This is a genomic window from Nonomuraea sp. NPDC004354, from assembly GCF_053602555.1.
Window position 1 is genome coordinate 53,922 of the sequence record NZ_JBSGDV010000031.1, and the last position, 15,068, is coordinate 68,989.

Here is a 15,068-nt window from a genome sequence, read left to right on the forward strand (position 1 = left end):
CCGGGACGGTGGCAGCGCGGGCGCCGGCCGCCGGCCCGGGCGGCGAGATGAGGCCCAGTGGGGCGATCGTGCTGCGAGAGGGCGAGGCCGGCGGCGGTCGGCGCCGATGGTGGGCTGCGCTCAGGACACGAGGCCGAGCGAGGCGATGAGGTCGTGCATCTCGTCGCGGTGGACACTGGCCGGGTCTTGGATGGCGGTGCGGAGGTGCCCGTAGATCTCCAGGGCCATGAGCCCGTGCATGCGGCCCCACACCCTCAGCGTCATCGCGATGCCTGCCGGCGGCATGTCCGGAAAGTCCTTCCGGACATGGGCTACCAGCTCCGGGTCGAAATCCGCCCAGTCGTAGGCGCCCTCCTCGGGTTGGCGTGCCTGGACCGTCGGCCAGGCGGCGGCGACGAGGCCGACCAGTCCGCTGCAGGCACGCGCCTCGGCTTGCCTGCCGGGGCCGTCGTCGGGCGGACGGTAGCCGGGCACGGGGTCGCCGTAGATCAGCCGGAAACCTTCGGGGTTGGCCAGCGCCCACTCCCGCATGGCTTGGGCCCAGGCCAGGATCCGGCCGCCCGGATCGGTCTCCGGCACCGCGTCGCGGGCGGCCTCGGCGGCGTCGACCGCCGAGGTGTAGACGTCGCCGATGAGCGTCGTGATCAGATCATCGCGGGTGGCGAAGTAGCTGTAGATCGCGCCGGCCGTCATGCCCATCTCGCGGGCGATCGCGCGTAGCGAGATGGCGTCCGGGCCGCCGTCCGCCATGAGCTTCATGGCGATCGCCTTGATCTCGGCGCTGGTCTGGGCACGTAGCCGGTCGCGGCGGCTCATCGTCTGGTCGCTCACGCTTGACAGTCTACTGGGTTGGATTAATCTACGTCGTGCGACCAATTGAACGGCGTGTAGAAACAAGACGGCATGTAGAGAAAGCGACCCCGTCACGGCCGTCCTTGACCGTCGCCTGTGGCCTGATCGTCCTCAGGCCCACCCCGCAACCACAGCAAGCACCCACGTCGGAAGGAGCCAGCTGGTGAGCGCCATCGATGTGATCCGCGCCTACCTCGACATCTGGAACGAGCCGGACGCCGCCACCCGGATGACACTGATGAAGTCCGTCCTCACCGAGGACTCCCTCTACGCCGACCCCGACAACGCGGGCCTGCGTGGGCACGCCGAACTGTCCGAGGAGATCGGCCGCGTCCGGGAGAAGCTCGGCGACCTGAGGTTCACCCTCGACACCGTGGTCGGCGCCCACCACGACCGCGCGCTGTTCAGCTGGAAGCTCGGCACGGTCGCCACCGGCTACGACGTCGTCGAGTTCGCCGGTGGCCGCATCCGCAGCATCGTCGGGTTCTTCACATGAGGCGGCCCCGGTACGGCTGGACCGCCGCCTGGCCGCCTCGCCGCGACGGCCGAGCGTCCAACCGGTCCGAGGACCACGGCACCGACATGTCCGGCCGAGCCGTCACGGCCACGGCAATCACACCCGTCGCGGCGGACGCCGCATGAGACACGCAGGAGCACATATGTCCCCCCGTTCCGCCGCACAAGCGCCGGTCACCGTCGTCGGCCTGGGACTGATGGGCCACGCGCTGGCCGAGGCCTTCCTGAAGAACGGTCACCCGACCACCGTCTGGAACCGCTCGGCGGACAAGGCTGACGATCTCGTCGCCAGGGGCGCCACCCTGGCCGGCTCGGTCAAGAGCGCGGTCGAGGCGAGCCCACTCGTCGTCGTCTGCGTCTCGGACTACGACGCCGTGCACCAGTTGCTGGACCCGGTCGGCGGCTCGCTCGCCGGCCGTACCCTCGTCAACCTGACCACGGCCAGTTCCACCCAAGCGCGCGAAACCGCCGCGTGGGCGGCCGAGAACGACAGCGCCTACCTCGACGGGGCGATCCTCGGCCTTCCCCAGGCCATCGGCACCGCCGAGGCCACGCTGTTGTACTCCGGCTCGAAGGCCGCCTTCGAGGAGCACCAGGCCACCCTGCAGGCGCTCGGCGAGACCGGGACCGTCTACCTCGATGAGGACCACGGCCTGTCTGCCCTGTACGACATGTCCGTCCTGAGCATCATGTGGGGGGTCCTGAACGGCTTCCTGCAGGGTGCCGCGCTGCTGGGCACCGCGAACGTCAAGGCGACGACTTTCGCGGCCCTGGCCAACACCGCGATCAAGGTGACGACCGACTACGTTTCCGCGTACGCGCAGCAGATCGACGAGGGCGGCTACCCGGCCACCGACGCCACCGTCGCCGTCCACATGGGCGGGATGGAGCACCTGATCCAGGAGACCGAGGCCCTCGGTGTCAACTCCGAGTTGCCGAATCTCTTCCTGGCACTGGCCGAACGTGCGGCAGCCGACGGTCACGCCGACGACGGTTACGCGGCGCTGATCGAACAGTTCCGCAAGCCCTCCGTCTGACTTCCTCCTCACGACTGCACCACGGTGGTGCAGCCGAGTCGGTACCACTCAGGTGAGGCGTCGCCGGCGGTCAGCCGCGCCGGTGCCGCGGCAGCAGCAAGCTGACCACCGCGATGGCCAGGCCGAGTCCGGCCGCCATGAGGAAGACCAGGTCGTAGCCGGCGGCGAGGGCGGCGGCCGGCGAGCTCGCGTCGGTCTCCGACGCGGCTCGGGTGCCGGCGACCGTCGCGAGCACCGCCAGGCCGATCGACCCGCCTACCTGGCTGGCGGTGTTGGCCAGGCCGCCGATGATCCCCGCGTCGCCCTCGGGAACGTCGGCGGTCGCCGCGGCCATGAGAGTGGGGAAGGTCAGCCCGATGCCGACCGCGATGAGCAGCGTGGGCCCGAGCACGCCGGTGACGTAGCCGCTGTCGGCGTTGGCCAGGGAGAACCAGCCGAACCCGGTCAGGAAACAGGCGCTGCCGGCCAGCACCAGCGGGCGCACGCCGGTTCGCGGCAGCAGGGCGGCGGCCCATCGCGCGATCACCATGAACGTCACCGCCGCGGGTGTCTGCCCGAGCCCGGCTTGAAGCGCGCTGAAGCCGAGGACGTTCTGCAGGAAGAGCGAGGAAAAGTACCACATCGCGATGGCGATTCCGCCGAACAGCAGGAGCATGCCGTTGCCGACGGCCACTCCCCGGATCTTGAACAGTCGCAGGGGCACCATGGGCCGGCCGGCGAGACGCGCCTCCACCACGGTGAAGACGACGAGCAGGAGCAGGCCCGCCCCCACTGGCCCGACGACCAGCGGGGAGGTCCAGCCGTGATCGGCGCTCTGCATGACCCCGTAGATGAGCGCGGCCAGCCCGGCCGTCCCCGTGAGCGCGCCGGCCAGGTCGAGCGGTTCGCGCCGGCCGGTTCGCATGCCGGCCAGCGACATCACGGCCACGCCGATCAGCACCGCGCCGATCGGCACGTTGATGAGGAAGACCCACCGCCACGACAGTCCGGTTGTGATGGCGCCGCCCGCGACCGCGCCGGCCATCCCGCCCACACCGCCCGAGGCGGACCATGCGCCGAACGCCTTGGCCCGCGCGTGCGGCTCGGTGAAGGTGGTGTTGATCACGGCCAGTGTCGCCGGGGCCATCATGGCGGCTCCCACGCCCTGGACCACGCGGGCCGCCACCAGGATCTCCGGAGTGGTCGCCAGGCCGCCGGCCAGACTCGAGGCGGAGAACAACAACAGCCCGATGATCAGTATGCGGCGCGGGCCGAACAGGTCGGCGGCGCGGCCACCCAGCAACATGAAGCCGGCGAAAGTGAGCAGGTAGCCGTTGACCACCCAGGCCAGGCCGGTGGGCGTGAAGCCGAGTTCCTCGCGGATCGAGGGCAGGGCGACGTTGACGATGGACGCGTCCAGGATGACCATGAACTGGCAGGCGCATGCCAGCGACAGGATCAACCAGGCGAGGCCGGCGTGCGACCTGGCCCGCTGAGATGCGGTGCTGGTGCTTGTCATGACTTCCTCCTTGCCGATCCCGCCGCTCACGCGGTCCGGGAGGCTGCCGTGGCCAGGGGTGCGGGGGCGTTGCCGTCGGCATCGGTGACGCGGCCGTCCTCCTGCAGCCGGATGGTGATCTGGGCCAACCGCCGTCCCTGGTACCTGGCCGCTTCGAGCGCCGCGGCGTCTGGGCCGTCTCCGGTCGGGCCGGTCACGTACGACGTGCCGTAGGGGTTGCCGCCGGCGGCGTACACGACCGGATCGGTGAAGCCGGGCGGGACGATCAGCGCACCCCAGTGGTAGAACACGTTGCCCAGCGACAAGATCGTGGCCTCGCTGCCGCCGTGCCGGTTGAACGCCGAGGTGAAGGCCGTCACCGGCTTGTCGGCCAGTTTCCCTTCCCGCCACAGCCCGCCGGCCTGGTCGATGAACTGCTTCAGCTGCGCGGCCGGCGCGCCGAACCGGGTCGGCGTCCCGAACGCGAACGCGTCGGCCCACGCCAGGTCCTCGACCGAGGCCTGGGTGATCGACGCGGCGGCGTCAGCGTGCTGCCGCCACAGCGGGTTCTGCTCGATCGCGCTGTCGGGCGCCAGCTCGGCGACCCGCCGCAGCCGCACCTCGGCTCCGGCCGAGGCGGCGCCCTCGGCGACGGCCTGCGCGAGTGCGTGCACAGTGCCTGTCGCGCTGTAGTAGATGACGGCGACCTTCACGGACATGTCGTCTCCCTCGATGTCGCATAGGATTAGTTATGCGGATAATGTTATCTGCATAACTAATCTGTCAAGGAGAGCCCATGGACTTCGAGCAAGCCGACACCCTCAACCAGGCCATCCGCCTGCTGAGCCTGCGCCACCGGGCCAGGGCCGCCGCACTGCTGGCCCCGCTCGGCCTGCACCCCGGCCAGGAGGCGCTCCTTCTCGAACTCGACCGGACCGGCCCGATGATCCAGGCGCAGCTCAGCGAGGCGCTCGGCTGCGAGCCGCCCAGCGTCACGCTCATGACGCGCAAGCTCGAAGCCGCCGGCCACATCCGCCGCGTACCCGCCCCCTCCGACAAGCGCGCCAGCATCGTCGAACTCACCGACAGCGGCAAGGCGCTGGCCGGACAGGTCAAGCAGCTGTGGTGCGCTCTGGCCGAGGAGACCGTGGCCGGCCTGCCCGCCCAAACGGTGGCAGACCTGCCCGGCATCCTCAGGACCTTGACCGGCAACGTGGACACCAGGCCGCCGGCACGGTCCGGTCGCGAGATCGCGACCAGGCGCGTTGCTCGGAGCATGGCGTTGACCGGCGACTACGAGCCGAGCGCGTCGGCGTGGGTCCGCGAGCACGTCGAGCAGATCATGCGCACCGGAACGACCGACGGCGTCACCATCCGTGGCCTGCCCACCGTGCTGATGACCTACCGAGGCGCCAAGACCGGCAAGGTCCGCAAGACGCCGCTGATGCGTGTCGAGCACGAGGGGCGCTACGCGGCCGTCGCGTCCAAGGGCGGCGCGCCGGCCAACCCGCAGTGGTACGCCAGCCTGGTCGTCGAGCCGGTCGTCGAGCTCCAGGACGGCACGGCGACCGGGGAGTACCGGGCGCGCGAGGTGTTCGGGGAGGAGAAGGCCCAATGGTGGCGCCGGGCGGTGGCCGCGTACCCGGACTATGCCGACTACCAGCGCAAGACCGACCGCCAGATCCCGGTATTCGTCCTCGAACCGGTCAGCGGGGATCACGCCGGCCGCACACTCGGTTGACCGAAGCGGCCCGGGCCCCGGCAGGTCATCGCCGCGGCCCGGGTCGCATTCGCTTTCTCGGCTTGTCTCGTCGGTCGAACCGACCAGCCGTCGCCTTCCGGTCGTGCCGCCCCGGGGGGCGACTACGCGCCGACCTGGAGGACGGCGGCGCCGGTCACGCGATCGGCCGCCAGGTCCGACAGGGCGCGGTCGGCCTCGTCGAGCCCGTAGGGGACGGTGGTGACGCGCAGCGGATGCCGGCTGGCGAACTCCAGCAGGGCGCGCCCGTCCTCGCGGGTGTTGGCGGTGACGCTGCGCAGCGTGCGCTCCTGGAACAGGTGGTCCTGGTAGACCAGCGGCGGGATGTCGGACAGGTGGATCCCGGCGACGGCCAGGGTGCCGCCGCGGTCCAGGGCCGCCAGCGCCACGGGCACCAGATCGCCGACCGGGGCGAACAGGATGGCGGCGTCCAGCGGCTCCGGGGGAGCGGCGTAGGCGGGACCCGCGGAGGTGGCGCCGAGCTCCAGGGCGAGTTGCCGGGCCGACTCCGCGCGGGTCATCACGTGCACCGTGGCCCCCTGGGCGAGGGCGACCTGCGTGGTGAGGTGGGCGGAGGCGCCGAAGCCGTACACGCCGAGCCGCCCGCCCGGCGGCAGTTCGGCCCGTAGCAGCGCCCGGTAGCCGATGATGCCCGCGCACAGCAGCGGCGCGAGCGCGTCGGCGGGCTGGTCGCCGGGCAGCGGGTAGACGAAGTCCTGCGGCGCGACCAGGTACTCGGCGTAGCCGCCGTCGGCGTCCCAGCCGGTGTAGCGGGAGAACGGGCACAGGTTCTCCGCGCCGCGCGCGCAGTAGCGGCACGTGCCGCAGGTGGCCCGCAGCCACGCGACGCCCACGCGCGTGCCGTCGGCGAGCAGGTCGGCGCCAGGACCGCGGCCGGCGACCCGGCCGACCACCTCGTGCCCCGGGATCGTCCCGGGGCGGCGCGGCGGCAGGTCGCCTTCAGCCAGATGCAGGTCGGTACGGCAGACGGCGCACACCTCGACCCGGATGAGCACCTCGCCCGCGGCCGGCTCGGGCACGGGCAGGCGTACCTTCTCCAGCGGCGCTGTCGCCATGGGGCCTGGACGCCGTACCACCCAGGCCGTCATCGTGCCGTCCATCTCCCCATGGTCACACGCGGCCGCCGCCGTTCACCCCTCGGTTCGCCCGGCTCTTGCCGTACTGAGCCCGGCGCCGCGATGGTCGGCGTGACGACGGCTGCACCGCCGCCCCGGCCGCCGACCCGTGCCCCCGCCCGCCGAGCTGTTCGGGGATGAGGCGCCGCCGGCGGTCCCGGGCGGACTGGCGCTGATCCCAGCGGCCTCGCCGAGCTGCGTGAGAATCATCCAGCGGAAGACGGCACGTATGGGGGTCACGACAGCACGCCTGTCGCCGGGAGACGGCGAGACTTCCTCCAGTGAGGGGGCGAGGTGGCGATTCACTACGTCGGGAATCTCGAGGACGGCACGAAGTTTGATTCCTCCCGCGATCGTGGGGCCCGTTCGTGACGCAGATCGGCGTCGGCAGAGTGATCAAGGGGTGGGACGAAGGCGTGCCCCAGGTGCCCGTCGGGGATCCTGACCCGCACACCCGACGACGCGTACCGGCACCGGGACGTTTGCCGACAGGCCACGAGGTGGTCGGTCTCCTCGCGCCCGGCGACGGTTCCGTGGCGCCGGTCACCGGCACGGACCGAGTGCGGTGCGAAGAAGCTCGGGAACCTCCACCTCCGAGGCGTACGCCGCGAGGCCGACCGCGTCCGCCGACGTGCCGCTGCGCGTGTGGTTCAAGGGCCGCCGCACGCGGTACTGCCGAAGTACATTGGCCTCCGGGGGCGGCCCGGCCCCGGGGCGGTGTGGCGGCTGCCGCGCCACCTCGGGCGCTGTGAGTCGGCCTGGGCCACCGACCGGGGTGGTCGTCCCGGACGAATAGGGGAGGACATGCGATTTCTGGAGCGGGAACGCGCCACCGTGGCGAAGCTGCTGCCGGGGTTGGACGAGAGCCTGCGGGCGTTACCCCTCATGGAGCTGGAGGATCCGAGTAGCCCCAGCATCCAGCTCTTCCGCGACGGCGGCGGCCCCGGGCTGCTGGCGCCGATCTCCCAGCAGGGGCGGGGCGCCACCGCCCTGGACGCCCTGCGGGTGCAGCGCGCACTGGGTAGCAGGACACCGTCACTGGCCGTGGCCACCACCATGCACCACTTCTCGATGGCCACCCTGGTCGGTTTTGCCACCGCGCACGACGGTGGCGCGGAGTCGATGCTTGTCGAGGGGCTGGCTGCCGGCAACTATCTCGTGGCGTACGGCTTCGCCGAGGAGCGCCCCGACGCCGGCATCCTCTCCCCCTCGATGACCGCCACGGACGGGCCCGACGGGGTACTGATCAACGGGGTGACGCGCCCCTACAGTCTGGCCCGGTCGATGTACCTGCTCGCCGCCAGCGTCATGGTCTCCCGCTCGGACGGCGAGGGCGAGGAACTGGCGGTGGCGCTGGTGCCGGCGGAAAGCGAGGGTTTGACCGTCAGCGGGGCGGGGGCGGGGAGCGAGCAGGTCACTCTCGACGACGTACTGGTGGCGCCGGAGCTGCTGGTGCGGACCTCGGACCTCGACGGGCAGCTGGACGTACTGCTGACCGCGGGCTTCGCCTGGTTCCAGCTGCTGATGACGGGCAGCTACCTCGGGGCCGCCAGCGCACTGGTCGAGCGGGTGCTGCTCGACAACCGGGTGCCCGAGTCCGAGCGGGTCCGGCTGCTGGTGGAGACCGAGGGCGCGATGTCGGCCGCGGAGGGCGTCGCCCGCCGGATCGACGGCGGCGGCCCGGACGAGTCGACGCTCGCCGACTCGCTGTACGTCCGGTACTGCGTGCAGGACGCCCTCTCCCGGATGGTCCCGCGCGCGGTCGAACTGCTCGCCGACCTCGACTCCACGGGCTCCGATGAGGTCGGCTACCTCGCCACCTTCGCCAACGGGCTGGCCCTGCATCCGCCGGCACGGTCCCAGATGACCGGTCCGCTGGCGGCGTACCTGGTCGACGGGCCGCTCACCATCGCCTGACCCCAGGCGTCCGACAGCGCCTTCGGCCGCGCCCACCGGCTGCGGGTCATCGGCGTGCACCAGGGCCGCGAGCACCCCCTCACCCGGCCGCGCCGTGTCGATCAGCGTCTTCACGCGCGGGCCGGGCACCACATCCGCACGTACGCAGACCGCCGTGGCAGGGCTCGCCTCGGCCGTGGCGCTCGGCTCCCTCCTGGTTACCCACTCCGACCGACCGACCTCGCGCTCAACGGCCGCAAGGGGCCGTACCGGATCCGGGTGCACCACGCCTGGTTCCCGTCGGACGGTCTCCAGGAGGGCGCCCAGCGGCCGCGGCGACAAGGTCGCCACCCACCGCGAACCGGCGAAGTGACGACTGCCTTCGGCCCCGGTCGCGGGGCCTGCCCTGGGCGGCTCTACAGAAGCTCAAGGGCCTTGTCCACGCCCGGGTCGTGCCCGGCGGCCAGGTCGAGGGCGGTCATGGGGGCGTGGTGGTCGACCGGCACGCCGATCGTGTCGATGATCTCGCGGGCGGGCCCGAGGTGCCTGAACCTGGGCAGGAGCAGGACGCTGCCGTCGTCGAGAAGGTACCCCTCGGCCGGACCTGAGACGGCTCCGGCGGTGCGGGTCCCGACGAGGGTGCCCAGTCCGTTGTCCTTGACGGCTGCGCTGAAGTCCTCGCAGGCCGAGGCGCAGGCGCGGTCGGTGAGGACGACCAGGCGCAGGCCCAGAAGCGGCACGGTGTCGTCGGTCCGGTTCGGGACGCAGTCGCCCTTGAGCGAGCAGAAGTAGCTGGTGACCTTGCCGTGCGCGAACGCGCTCAGCAGCCGCGTCACCTCCCGGGGTGACCCGCCGCCGTTGCCACGCAGATCGAGGACCACGGCCTTCGGCTTGTCCGGCAGCTTGGCGATGACCTGGTCGGCGGCGCCGTCGAAGAATCCGGGCAGGTGGACGTAGGCGACATCGCCGGGCAGCGGCCTGGAGGTCACCGTTGGGGGTTGTGGCGTGATGGGGCCCTGCCTGACTTCGACGGTGCGGGTCCGTCCCGTCGTGGGGCGCCTGAGCGTGAGCCGTACCGTGCTGGAGGTGAAGGCGTCGATGATGCCCTGGTTCGGGGTGTCCCCGACGAACGCCGGCACGCCGTTGACCTTGACCACGATGTCGCCGGGTCTGATGCCGGCCTTGGCGGCGGGGCTGCCGGGCAGCACGCGGGTGATGTACAGCGGCGGCCGGGCGGCGGGGTCGAGCCGCGGTCCCTGCAGGGCCGACAGGCCCACGATGCCCGTTCCTGCCGGCCCGCCCGGCGGCGGCGGGGCCGGCCTGATCCAGCGGGCGTGGTTGTCGTGCAGGCCGGCGACCATGCCGGTGATCGCGGCGCGTAGCGCGGCAGGCTCGTCCGTGCCGAGCACCTTGGCGACGGCGTCCCAGTCGGTGTCGCGGTTGCCTGTCAGGGCGGGCAGCCGGAGGTCCGCCCGGTCGGCGCCGTGCCGCATCAGGTCCTGGGTGTAGGCGGCGAAGGCGCTCTTCAGCAGCGCCTTCGGATCCATGGCCGGGCCGCTGTAGTAGTTGTCCAGCACGCAGAAGTAGGCCTGCCGGAGCGTGTTCACCGACGTCGGCGGCGCCGGCGCCGGTGGTGGTGCGGTGATGGCGGCGCAGCCGGCGGCCGGCGTGGACGCCGGCGCCGGCCGGGCGACCGGGACCGGCAGGGCCAGTTGGGCGACCGGGGGCGGCGGGGCGGCCGGGGCCGGCGCGGACATCGAGCAGGCCGTCAGCAGGATGGCGGAGCAAAGGGCTCTGATCATGAGCCCAAGGTGGCCGAAGGCGGGTTACGCCGCGGTGAACGGAACGGTTAACGCCGCTGTAACCGGATCGCGGGTATGTAGGGCGGCATGCATCCTGGGCCCGATTGAGTCCCGGCTGGCCGAGCTGGAGAAGTCAGCTCAGCGTGGCCGCCTTGCGCAGCGGCACCGAGCGTTCGCGCTGGTTGGCGCACAGCCGGGCCGCCAGCTCCAGCCACCGGCGAAGGTGCGACCCGGCCGAGTGCCTCGTAGAGCACCACGATCCGGTCCCAGTCGGTCGCCTCGATCGAGGTCGGGTTCGAATCCCTGCCGCCGCTCGCTGGGCATCGGTTCACTACTCTGTGGTACTGTATAGTGGTACTCGGTACTACAAAGTACCAGGAGACCGAAGAGGACCCACGATGGACGACCTGACGGAGATGCTGAAGGGCACGCTTGAGGGCTGCGTGCTGGAAATCATCGGCAGCGAGGAGACCTACGGGTACGCCATCACGCGTCGGCTGAACGAACTCGGCTTCACCGACGTCGTCGAGGGGACGGTGTACACCATCTTGCTGCGGCTGGAGAAGAACGGGCTCGTCCAGGTGACGAAACGACCCTCCGGGATGGGCCCGCCGCGCAAGTTCTACGCGCTCAACGACGCGGGGCGCGAAGAACTCGTGAGGTTCTGGGCCAAATGGGAGTACGTCTCCTCGCGGATCGACAAGCTCAAGGAGGGCGGCAGATGAACTTCTGGGAGACCGTGACAGGCGGCGATCTCACCAGGGAGTGGAAGGCGTTCGAAGCCCGGGCCGCGGCATTGCCGGCCGACTACCGGGCGGCGTGGGAGAAGATCAAGGGTCACCTCTTTCCCTACGCGGACTTCACCGGCCGCAACCTGATGCCGATTCTCGACAATGCTCTGGGGCTGCTCGAAGAGACAGCCTCCGATGGGCAGAGCGTTCACGAGGTGCTGGGTGACGACATCGAGGGCTTCTGCGCGGCGCTGGCCGGCGGAGAAGGGGCTCGGAGCCATCGCGACCGGTGGCGCGAGCAGTTGAACAGGAACGTCGCAAGGAAACTGGGCCGGCTGGGAGGCTGACGTGGGCATCCAGGACATCATCGAGGGCAAGAAGCAGTGGCGGGCGCACACGGCCCGGGTCAAGGCGCTCCCGCCGGACTACCAGATCGTCTACAAGGAGATTCAGAGGTACCTCTTCAAGGTCGGACCGATCGACTTGCCTGACGGGTCCCTGCTCTCAGGGATCGTCGATTTCTTCGAGGAGGGCGTCGCGGCCGGCAAGGGAGTCCTGGAACTCATCGGCAACGACGTCGCTGCCTTCTGCGACGACCTGGTCAAGGACTCGCGCACCTACGCGGACATCTATCAGGAGTCCATCAGCGGGCAACCCGGCACGGCCGGGAAGTAACACCCGTCGCCGACCAAGGCGCCGGCGGGCGCTGGGCTGTGCAGCAGAGCGGTAGGACCGGGTAACTGCTGAAGCCGGGCCTTGGCCGGCGCCGGAGGGGCGATCGTGGAGCTCGAGCAGCCCGATGGCCACTTGCGCGTCTTCTGCGAGTAGGCGCCGTTCCGTTGGACGGACCCCAGGGGGTGCTGGGGGCGCTTGAACACCCTCCCGAGGCCGCGCCTGCCGTAGCAGCGCGCGGCGAACGGGACCCCGATCCGCGAAGGCGTCGGGGAGGATTTTCCGAACCCCCCTCGGGAGGCGTGCCAGGCCGGCGGATGTCCCGGCGGTGAGTAGGCCTGCTGCGGTGCCGTGTCAGCACGGCAACGGCCTCGTGTCAGTGCTTTCGGTGATGGTGGACGCCATGAACCGTTCAGTGATTGCGCACTCGTGGTCGCGGGCGCTCCCGCCTCGTCCGCGACGAACGAACTCTCTGGTGGGCCGACGGAGCCCGTCTTGGCCTGAGGGATGACGGACTCGCTCCACGCTTCTTGCTCTCAGCTATTCGGTATTGCTAGGTACCAGTAGTGAGTGTTACTTTGTACCGGTAGTCAGTGTCACGAAGTAGCCGAAAGGGGAGGTGTCCCATGGGCAAGCTCGTGACGGAGATGCTCAAGGGAACGCTGGAGGGCATCGTCCTGGCGATCCTGTCCGGCCGGCCCGCGTACGGCTACGAGATCACGGCGTGGCTGCGAGAGCAGGGCTTCTCCGGCATCGCCGAGGGCACCATCTACGCGCTGCTGGTCAGGATCGAGCAACGCGGCCTGGTCGACGTGGAGAAGGTCCCGTCGGAGAAGGGGCCGCCGCGCAAGGTGTACTCCCTCAACGCTCAGGGACGGGAGTACCTCGAAGAGTTCCGGCGGACCTGGAGCTTCCTGGCCGACCGGCTCGAACAGCTCCACGAGGGAGGCAAGCAGACATGACGACAGGACCAAACGAGCCGAAGAGCCGCTACCTGCAGTACCTGGAGATCGTCACCGGGTCGCTGGAGGAGAAGAAGCGCTACCGGCAGTACAAGGCACGCATCAAGCAGCTTCCCGAGAACTACCGCATCGCGGTCGAAGCGCTGGAGCGGTACCTGATGCACTTCGGGCCGGCCGACGGCGCGGGTGCGATGGCGATGTACGACGACCTTGCCGAGCTGTTCGAGCAGGGCGCGGCGGACGGCACCCCGATCCGCGACATCTTCGGCGCGGACCCGGTGGAGTTCGTCGAGGCGTTCGTGGCCAACTACCCCCTCGGCCAGTACAGGACCCGGGAGCGCAACCGCTTCACCAGCGCCATCGAGCGCGCCGCCGGCGAGAACACCACGACAAAGGACAGGACGGACTGATGACGACACAGCAAGCTGCGGCGATCCAGGTGCAGGGCCTGGAGAAGGCGTACAAGGAGCTGCGGGTGCTGCGCGGCGTGGACTTCACCGTGGCGCGGGGCAGCATCTTCGCCCTGCTCGGCTCCAACGGGGCGGGCAAGACCACGGCCGTGAAGATCCTGTCCACGCTGCTCAAGGCCGACGCGGGGACGGCACGGGTGAACGGCTTCGACGTCGCCACGCAGGCCGCGGACGTACGTGAATCGATCAGCCTCACGGGGCAGTTCGCCGCCGTCGACGAGATCCTCAGCGGGCGGGAGAACCTCGTGCTGGTCGCCCGGCTGCGGCATCTCAAGGATCCGGGCGTGATCGCGGATGAGCTGCTCGCCCGCTTCTCGCTCACCGACGCGGGCGGACGGAAGGTCGCGACGTACTCCGGCGGCATGCGCCGCCGCCTGGACATCGCGATGAGCCTCATCGGGAACCCGCCGATCATCTTCCTCGACGAGCCGACCACCGGCCTCGACCCGCAGGCCCGCATCGAGGTCTGGCAGGCCGTCAAGGAACTCGCCGGCCGCGGCACAACGGTGCTGCTCACCACGCAGTACCTGGACGAGGCCGAACAGCTCGCCGACCGGATCGCGATCCTCCACGAGGGCCGGATCATCGTCAACGGCACCCTGGCCGAGCTCAAGCAGCTGCTCCCGCCCGCCAAGGTCGAATACGTCGAAAAGCAGCCGACCCTCGAGGACGTCTTCCTCACCCTCGTCGGCACGAAGGCATAAGGAACAACGATGAGCAAGCACTTCTTCACCGACACCGCCGTCCTGCTGGGACGGTCCCTGCGCCACATCACGCGCAGCCCGGACACCATCATCACGACCGCGATCATGCCGATCGCCATGATGCTGATGTTCGTCTACGTGTTCGGCGGCGCGATCAGAACAGGGTCGGATTCGTATGTGAATTACATGCTGCCCGGCATCCTGCTCATCACGGTCGCCTCGGGCATCGCCTACACCGCGTACCGGCTGTTCATGGACATGAAGGGCGGTATCTTCGAACGCTTCCAGTCCATGCCGACCGCGCGGTCGTCGGTGCTGTGGGCGCACGTGCTGACCTCGCTGGTCGCCAACCTGATCTCGCTCGTGGTCGTGATGCTCGTGGCCCTGCTCATGGGCTTCCGCTCCTCGGCGGGAGTGCTGGCGTGGCTGTCGGTGGCGGGCATCCTGATCCTGTTCACCCTGGCGTTGACCTGGATCGCCGTCATCCCCGGCCTGTCCGCCAAGACCATGGAAGGCGCGAGCGCGTTCTCCTACCCGCTCATCTTCCTGCCGTTCCTCAGCTCGGCCTTCGTGCCCACCGGCACCATGCCCGGCCCGGTGCGCGTCTTCGCCGAGAACCAGCCGGTGACCTCCATCGTCAACGCCATCCGCGCCCTGTTCACCCAGCAGCCGGTCGGCACCGACATCTGGATCGCCCTGGCCTGGTGCGTCGGCATCCTCATCGTCGCGTACGGCTTCGCCATGAACACCTACCGCCGCAAGATCTCCTAGGGCGGATGACGAACGACCTCCACCGTGGGCCGGAGCATGTGGCTCGGCCTCCATTCCCTGCACGCATCCTTCGAGCTCCACACGACACGTACCATCGCGAACACAGGAAAGATCATGACTGAATCCCTCCACACCGTCACAACGCTGCCGACCTCGCGTCAGCCCGGCTGCCCCTTCGACCCGCCCAGGGAGCTGATCGAGGCGCGCGAGCACGGTCCGATCAGCCGCTTCCCCTTCCCCGACGGGCACGAGGGCTGGCTGGTCACCGGATTCGACCTGGTCA

Annotated in this window: 17 protein-coding genes; 12 read left to right on the forward strand and 5 right to left on the reverse strand. The window is 70.2% G+C overall.

Annotated elements, in window-relative coordinates; translation table 11 throughout:
* Positions 1-120: 120 nt before the first annotated feature.
* Positions 121-831, reverse strand: coding sequence for a TetR/AcrR family transcriptional regulator (locus ACWENQ_RS43440; RefSeq protein WP_452419458.1), 711 nt, complete (start codon positions 829-831; stop codon positions 121-123).
* Between the two features lie 184 nt (positions 832-1,015).
* Between ACWENQ_RS43440 and ACWENQ_RS43445 the strand changes: the two genes are divergently transcribed.
* Together ACWENQ_RS43445 and ACWENQ_RS43450 are read left to right on the forward strand one after the other, a co-directional pair.
* Positions 1,016-1,348, forward strand: coding sequence for a nuclear transport factor 2 family protein (locus ACWENQ_RS43445; protein ID WP_449930983.1), 333 nt, complete (start codon positions 1,016-1,018; stop codon positions 1,346-1,348).
* 163 nt (positions 1,349-1,511) lie between these two features.
* Positions 1,512-2,405 (forward strand): NAD(P)-dependent oxidoreductase, encoded by an 894-nt coding sequence (locus ACWENQ_RS43450; RefSeq protein WP_449930981.1) that lies wholly within the window; start codon positions 1,512-1,514, stop codon positions 2,403-2,405.
* Positions 2,406-2,475: 70 nt separating this feature from the next.
* On the opposite strand, the gene ACWENQ_RS43455 is transcribed toward ACWENQ_RS43450, so the two are convergent.
* Together ACWENQ_RS43455 and wrbA are read right to left on the reverse strand one after the other, a co-directional pair.
* Positions 2,476-3,903, reverse strand: coding sequence for an MFS transporter (locus ACWENQ_RS43455; RefSeq protein ID WP_452419459.1), 1,428 nt, complete (start codon positions 3,901-3,903; stop codon positions 2,476-2,478).
* A 26-nt stretch (positions 3,904-3,929) separates the two neighbouring features.
* Positions 3,930-4,601, reverse strand: coding sequence for an NAD(P)H:quinone oxidoreductase (gene wrbA / locus ACWENQ_RS43460; protein ID WP_452419460.1), 672 nt, complete (start codon positions 4,599-4,601; stop codon positions 3,930-3,932).
* Positions 4,602-4,678: 77 nt separating this feature from the next.
* Between wrbA and ACWENQ_RS43465 the strand changes: the two genes are divergently transcribed.
* Entirely contained in the window at positions 4,679-5,623 is a 945-nt protein-coding gene (locus tag ACWENQ_RS43465; RefSeq protein WP_452419461.1) for a nitroreductase/quinone reductase family protein, read from the forward strand.
* A 122-nt stretch (positions 5,624-5,745) separates the two neighbouring features.
* Here ACWENQ_RS43465 and ACWENQ_RS43470 read toward each other — a convergent pair whose 3' ends face one another.
* Positions 5,746-6,762 carry a zinc-binding alcohol dehydrogenase family protein gene (locus ACWENQ_RS43470; protein WP_452419462.1) on the reverse strand — a complete coding sequence of 339 codons (1,017 nt, stop codon included), beginning with the start codon at positions 6,760-6,762 and terminating at the stop codon, positions 5,746-5,748.
* Positions 6,763-7,071: 309 nt separating this feature from the next.
* Here ACWENQ_RS43470 and ACWENQ_RS43475 point away from each other — a divergent pair, with 309 nt between their 5' ends.
* On the forward strand, positions 7,072-7,149 hold the full coding sequence (locus ACWENQ_RS43475; protein ID WP_449931080.1) for an FKBP-type peptidyl-prolyl cis-trans isomerase: 78 nt from the start codon (positions 7,072-7,074) through the stop codon (positions 7,147-7,149).
* 432 nt (positions 7,150-7,581) lie between these two features.
* A complete protein-coding gene (locus ACWENQ_RS43480; RefSeq protein WP_452419463.1) occupies positions 7,582-8,694 on the forward strand; it encodes a hypothetical protein in 1,113 nt (370 codons plus the stop codon).
* 395 nt (positions 8,695-9,089) lie between these two features.
* Here ACWENQ_RS43480 and ACWENQ_RS43485 read toward each other — a convergent pair whose 3' ends face one another.
* Positions 9,090-10,475 carry a S41 family peptidase gene (locus ACWENQ_RS43485; protein WP_452419464.1) on the reverse strand — a complete coding sequence of 462 codons (1,386 nt, stop codon included), beginning with the start codon at positions 10,473-10,475 and terminating at the stop codon, positions 9,090-9,092.
* Between the two features lie 398 nt (positions 10,476-10,873).
* On the opposite strand from ACWENQ_RS43485, the gene ACWENQ_RS43490 reads away from it, so the two are divergent.
* The 7 genes from ACWENQ_RS43490 (at position 10,874) to ACWENQ_RS43520 (ending at position 14,785) form a co-directional block, all read left to right on the forward strand.
* Positions 10,874-11,200 carry a PadR family transcriptional regulator gene (locus ACWENQ_RS43490; protein WP_449930968.1) on the forward strand — a complete coding sequence of 109 codons (327 nt, stop codon included), beginning with the start codon at positions 10,874-10,876 and terminating at the stop codon, positions 11,198-11,200.
* Entirely contained in the window at positions 11,197-11,553 is a 357-nt protein-coding gene (locus tag ACWENQ_RS43495; RefSeq protein ID WP_449930966.1) for a DUF1048 domain-containing protein, read from the forward strand. The genes ACWENQ_RS43490 and ACWENQ_RS43495 overlap by 4 nt, the downstream gene beginning before the upstream one ends.
* A gap of 1 nt (position 11,554) precedes the next feature.
* Positions 11,555-11,881 (forward strand): DUF1048 domain-containing protein, encoded by a 327-nt coding sequence (locus ACWENQ_RS43500; protein ID WP_449930964.1) that lies wholly within the window; start codon positions 11,555-11,557, stop codon positions 11,879-11,881.
* Between the two features lie 623 nt (positions 11,882-12,504).
* Positions 12,505-12,840: a PadR family transcriptional regulator gene (locus ACWENQ_RS43505; protein ID WP_449930962.1), complete on the forward strand. Its 336-nt coding sequence runs from the start codon at positions 12,505-12,507 to the stop codon at positions 12,838-12,840.
* Positions 12,837-13,250: a DUF1048 domain-containing protein gene (locus ACWENQ_RS43510; RefSeq protein WP_449930960.1), complete on the forward strand. Its 414-nt coding sequence runs from the start codon at positions 12,837-12,839 to the stop codon at positions 13,248-13,250. Before ACWENQ_RS43505 ends, ACWENQ_RS43510 begins: the two co-directional genes overlap by 4 nt.
* Positions 13,250-14,014, forward strand: a complete 765-nt coding sequence (locus ACWENQ_RS43515) for an ABC transporter ATP-binding protein (RefSeq protein WP_452419465.1) — start codon at positions 13,250-13,252, stop codon at positions 14,012-14,014. Before ACWENQ_RS43510 ends, ACWENQ_RS43515 begins: the two co-directional genes overlap by 1 nt.
* Before the next feature lie 9 nt (positions 14,015-14,023).
* Positions 14,024-14,785, forward strand: coding sequence for an ABC transporter permease (locus tag ACWENQ_RS43520; RefSeq protein WP_449930956.1), 762 nt, complete (start codon positions 14,024-14,026; stop codon positions 14,783-14,785).
* The last annotated feature ends 283 nt before the right edge of the window (positions 14,786-15,068 follow it).

Coding starts and splice junctions, on each gene's coding strand:
- ACWENQ_RS43450 (WP_449930981.1), top strand. CDS start 1,512: ATGTCCCCCCGTTCCGCCGCACAAGCGCCGGTCACCGTCGTCGGCCTG.
- ACWENQ_RS43455 (WP_452419459.1), bottom strand. CDS start 3,903: ATGACAAGCACCAGCACCGCATCTCAGCGGGCCAGGTCGCACGCCGGC.
- wrbA (WP_452419460.1), bottom strand. CDS start 4,601: ATGTCCGTGAAGGTCGCCGTCATCTACTACAGCGCGACAGGCACTGTG.
- ACWENQ_RS43465 (WP_452419461.1), top strand. CDS start 4,679: ATGGACTTCGAGCAAGCCGACACCCTCAACCAGGCCATCCGCCTGCTG.
- ACWENQ_RS43470 (WP_452419462.1), bottom strand. CDS start 6,762: ATGGACGGCACGATGACGGCCTGGGTGGTACGGCGTCCAGGCCCCATG.
- ACWENQ_RS43480 (WP_452419463.1), top strand. CDS start 7,582: ATGCGATTTCTGGAGCGGGAACGCGCCACCGTGGCGAAGCTGCTGCCG.
- ACWENQ_RS43485 (WP_452419464.1), bottom strand. CDS start 10,475: ATGATCAGAGCCCTTTGCTCCGCCATCCTGCTGACGGCCTGCTCGATG.
- ACWENQ_RS43490 (WP_449930968.1), top strand. CDS start 10,874: ATGGACGACCTGACGGAGATGCTGAAGGGCACGCTTGAGGGCTGCGTG.
- ACWENQ_RS43495 (WP_449930966.1), top strand. CDS start 11,197: ATGAACTTCTGGGAGACCGTGACAGGCGGCGATCTCACCAGGGAGTGG.
- ACWENQ_RS43505 (WP_449930962.1), top strand. CDS start 12,505: ATGGGCAAGCTCGTGACGGAGATGCTCAAGGGAACGCTGGAGGGCATC.
- ACWENQ_RS43510 (WP_449930960.1), top strand. CDS start 12,837: ATGACGACAGGACCAAACGAGCCGAAGAGCCGCTACCTGCAGTACCTG.
- ACWENQ_RS43515 (WP_452419465.1), top strand. CDS start 13,250: ATGACGACACAGCAAGCTGCGGCGATCCAGGTGCAGGGCCTGGAGAAG.
- ACWENQ_RS43520 (WP_449930956.1), top strand. CDS start 14,024: ATGAGCAAGCACTTCTTCACCGACACCGCCGTCCTGCTGGGACGGTCC.